Origin of the sequence: thiotrophic endosymbiont of Bathymodiolus puteoserpentis (Logatchev) (assembly GCF_900127505.1) — a bacterium.
Classification (GTDB): Bacteria; Pseudomonadota; Gammaproteobacteria; order PS1; family Pseudothioglobaceae; genus Thiodubiliella.
The window spans coordinates 11,651-15,681 of the sequence record NZ_UEXF01000071.1; the positions used below are offsets into that span (position 1 = coordinate 11,651).

Annotated in this window: 1 protein-coding gene; it reads left to right on the forward strand. The window is 39.3% G+C overall.

The window, feature by feature from the left end; genetic code table 11:
* Positions 1–9: 9 nt before the first annotated feature.
* The coding region (locus BHECKSOX2_RS08505; RefSeq protein WP_245391360.1) for a C80 family cysteine peptidase at positions 10–4,031 on the forward strand (4,022 nt) is incomplete at its 3' end.

The following is a 4,031-nucleotide window of genomic DNA, read 5'->3' on the forward strand; positions in this document are numbered from 1 at the left end:
TCTAAAACAATGGGCGATCGTGATCAAAAAATCATTCATCGTTGGAATCACGAATCTCAAAAATCTACTTGGACAACGGAAAGCTCTAACAATGTTGGTGATGTTTTAGATCATCTAAAGTTGGGATTAGATGATAAAACCGCCTTAAATATTCCCGATGCATTGACTTATGAGGAGATAGGCAAGCCTATTGACAAAGGTAGCACGAAAGTTGCTTATACCTTAAAAAACCATCCTGATCTATTATTTTTACAACTGGGGAAAAGTCCAGCAAACAGAAATTATATTAGACAATTAAGAAACGAAGTTGAGTGGATTAATAAATTTAGAGAATTGGGTATTAAAACGCCAAAATATCTTAAGGTTGTTTCCATGATTGATAAGGATAATCAAGAACACCATGGTATTTTAGTTGAGCGTATTCATGACTCATTCATGGTAAAGCCAGGGTGGGTACCCCTTAAAGAAGAGCGCGTAACACACAAAACACTGGCCGACATTCAGACTTTGTTACAACATTTTTCAAACAATCCAGATTTGATGATTGCTGATTTGCAAATGTTAGTAGGTAGAGATGGGCAACTTTATGTTATAGATCCAGCAAATCCTAATTCGCCGTCGATTCAGTCTTCATTCCCTGGTTCACAACAATTTAGAATGAAGAGTATAAATGGTTTGAGAAGGTGGAGAGACGCCTCGCTAAATGTTCTAAAAACTTTTAACCAAAACAAAGGCGTGCACGCCATTTTTGTTAGCAAAGAGATGTTAGAGCGTGATCCAGAATTTGAAAAAAGTCTATTAGATAAAGCACAAAAACAACAAGACCTTGTTGTTATGAATTACGACGCAGAAGGCACAACCAAAGTGCTTTACGAGCCAAAAACCAACTATAAAATAGATAGAATTGAAGTAATGGTTGATAAAAGCAATCACTTTATTAGTGAAACTCAAATGAAATCTTTAATAAGAGACAATCCTAAAGTGTCCAGTGATATGGTTTTTCGTCACGCACTCAAAAAAGACTTCAGCAATTACCGAAGTAACATTATCGTTCAAAACGGCAACAGCGAAGCCGCCGTCAAAGCCGCCCAATCCCTTGCCAATAAACACCCTGAGAGTAGCATTATTGTTCATTTTGATGACAATAACAAATTGGTTACATCAGACAACGAGATTTACACCCCTAAAGGCAATGTGCGCCTTAATTTTGTTGATCATGGAGAAAATTTTGCCAATGGTGAAAATGGCATGGATAAATTGACCGATAAAGTCAAGCAGATTTATGACACTTACGCCAATGAAAATACTCATTTTGAGCGCATTGCCCTAGTAGGTTGTGATACTACCAACATCAAGCAAGGTCTAGCTAGGAATTTTGCCAAAACGATTTACGACAATATGCCAGCACTAAGAACTGCACAAATAACGGGCAGAGGGGGCGAGGTAGAGATCAATGAAAACGGCACTAAGACGATGAAAACAGGAGGCACTAAAACGCTTTACAGTTGGCGCGATGGTGGTATTGTTTCTACAACTGAAGGTGCCAAAACTACAGCCGATAACCTTAAGAATCCATTGGGCGGTTTTGATGAATACTCAAAGCTCTTGAATGAGTTAATTAAAAAGAAAAGTAGCACAAGTAGCAAGCATTATGATGTTTTAAGAGGGTTGAAAGAAGATCTTCAAAATGCTAAGGCGCTAGAACCAGGGATTCTGAAGACGAAAATTTTTGAAAAAATGGCTAACGATTTAGACGAGCATTTACAAGGTCGAGAAACGAAGTACCAAAAACAGTTTGATAGATTAAGCGTAATGACACGCAAGTGTGCAAAGAATACTCTTGCCTATCATTTAGAAAATAGATTTAACAAGGGAGGGATAGATATTGATGTAAGGGCAGATATGTTAAAAGACATTGCTGGCTTGAGTCTTAGAGATCAACTCAAACGCATTGAAGGTGCTAAAAGTGAATTTGAAAGGTTGCTAAGTCAAGATGAGATTAACCTTGCTAAAAATGCAGCTCAAAAAGCTTGGACTGAGGAATGTGTGAGAAAGGCATCAAAGATTGTTAGTGACATTACAAAATCTCAACGAGCGTTAAGTGCATGGAAGAAGATAACAGTAGTAAATGAGCTTGAAGTTTCTCCTGGCCCTAGGGACACACATTATGTTGTTGTTCAGTTAGAAAATGATCCAGCCATAGTAGAGAGTTCGGTAGATATGACAGGCAAACATTTCGAAAACTCCACGCTGATTCAAATGGATAAAGAGGGAGGCTACCAGATTGTGCATGGACCTAAATTACACAAAATAAAAGCAGATAATATTAAAATACTATTTTCTGGACATGGTAACGAAGGGTTAAAAACTACAGGACGCAAAACAGCTAATGACATTGCTAACATTGTTGCTACATTAAGAGGCGTTTTACCCGTTCAATCAAGTATTGATACAGTCGCTATGAAGGGATGTAATCCAGGCGCTGATTTTAGTAGAGATGTTGCAATGGAACTGAAAGCAAGGAACATTGAAACCAAGGTCAGTTCTAGATTAGGTTCGTCAAGAACAGAATCAGCCGGTAGAAACACAGTTAACAATCGTTATCATCTTGACGAAGGAAAAGTTGTTTGGGCCTACAAAGACGGTGAATTAACTCAGCTTGACCCTTACACAGACGACAATTATCATCTTGTTGTTTCTGTGGGTGATGATGGTTTGCTACAACTAAATAGATCAATAGAAGGCTTGGAAGGTAAGTTAAAAATTCGTGTTATGGCAAGTGATTTTGATACTACTTTGGCAGCACTGAAAGAACTAGGAAGCCGACTGCCTGATGGCGCTTCAATGGCAGAAATAAACATAAAAATGGGTGATGGCAGTGTAGACTGGTATGCCACACATGGTATGTTTGGTTACTCGGGTCTTGTGAGTGATTTAAGCAGCAGGTTTAATGCAAATGTGTTGGTATACAATCCTTCAGGTCCGAATAGAGGCTCATATGCTTATCGTTATGTATATGGTGAATACACAGCAGTAGATAGAGTAGCAGGAGCGAATGAGGCGACCAATGGTTTTGCATTTCTCGATGCACAGACCTTAGGCTATGTTACTTTTTCCTACGAAAAAGACAGATCTTACCCTGTATACAATTTCGCAAAAAAACCCAATATTGACAATATAATTCTAGCCACAATAGATTCAGACAGTTATTCCAAGCAAGAACTGCTGAAACAATTTAAAGATGCAATAAATCTGATTAAAGGTCCTGTCTCTAAAATAGGAATCATAACAGAAAACAATAAAATAAGTGTCGATGATTACAAGGCTATGGTGAGTTTTTTATCTAGAGAGCTGCATATTGAAGTTGAGGCGTATAACACCTACGCTCAAACCAAACCATGGCTATCCATAAACCCTGGCGACTCTCAAGTAACAGAAGACCTTGGCGCAAGACACCTAGGCGAAACCCAACCCTACAACGACAAAAAACTCCAATCCTGGGAGAACTTAACCCAAGAACAAACCAACAAACTAACCACAGAATCCCAAAAAACCAAACCTGATCTAGCCAACCACGACCATCAAATCCTATTCCAAACCGAATCCGATGACAATGTCAAAGACAGCACTCTTAAACTCGCCTTCAAACACCCAACAAAAACCACCATCGTGCAAATGGACAAAGACGGCGCCTACCGAGTGGTTTATGGCACTCAGCTTAAAGACATCACAGGCAAAGTCAAAATGGTGGCTGTGGGTTACGGCAGAGAAGCAGAAGACGGCACTCAAACACTGGGCGGTAGAAGTGCTGATGCGTTAAGCACAAATATTACCACCATCACTCAAACACTAAACACAGACGCTGTTACTATAAAACATGTTAGTCTGGTAGGTTGTAATCTAGCCTCAGACAATCCCACTGATGACAACACCAGCACTTACGGCGCAGAAATGTTGCGGCAACTCAAACAAACAGGTGTTGAAAGCATTAGCGCTAGAAGCGAGTATGTTGCCATTGATCCAGACGGCAA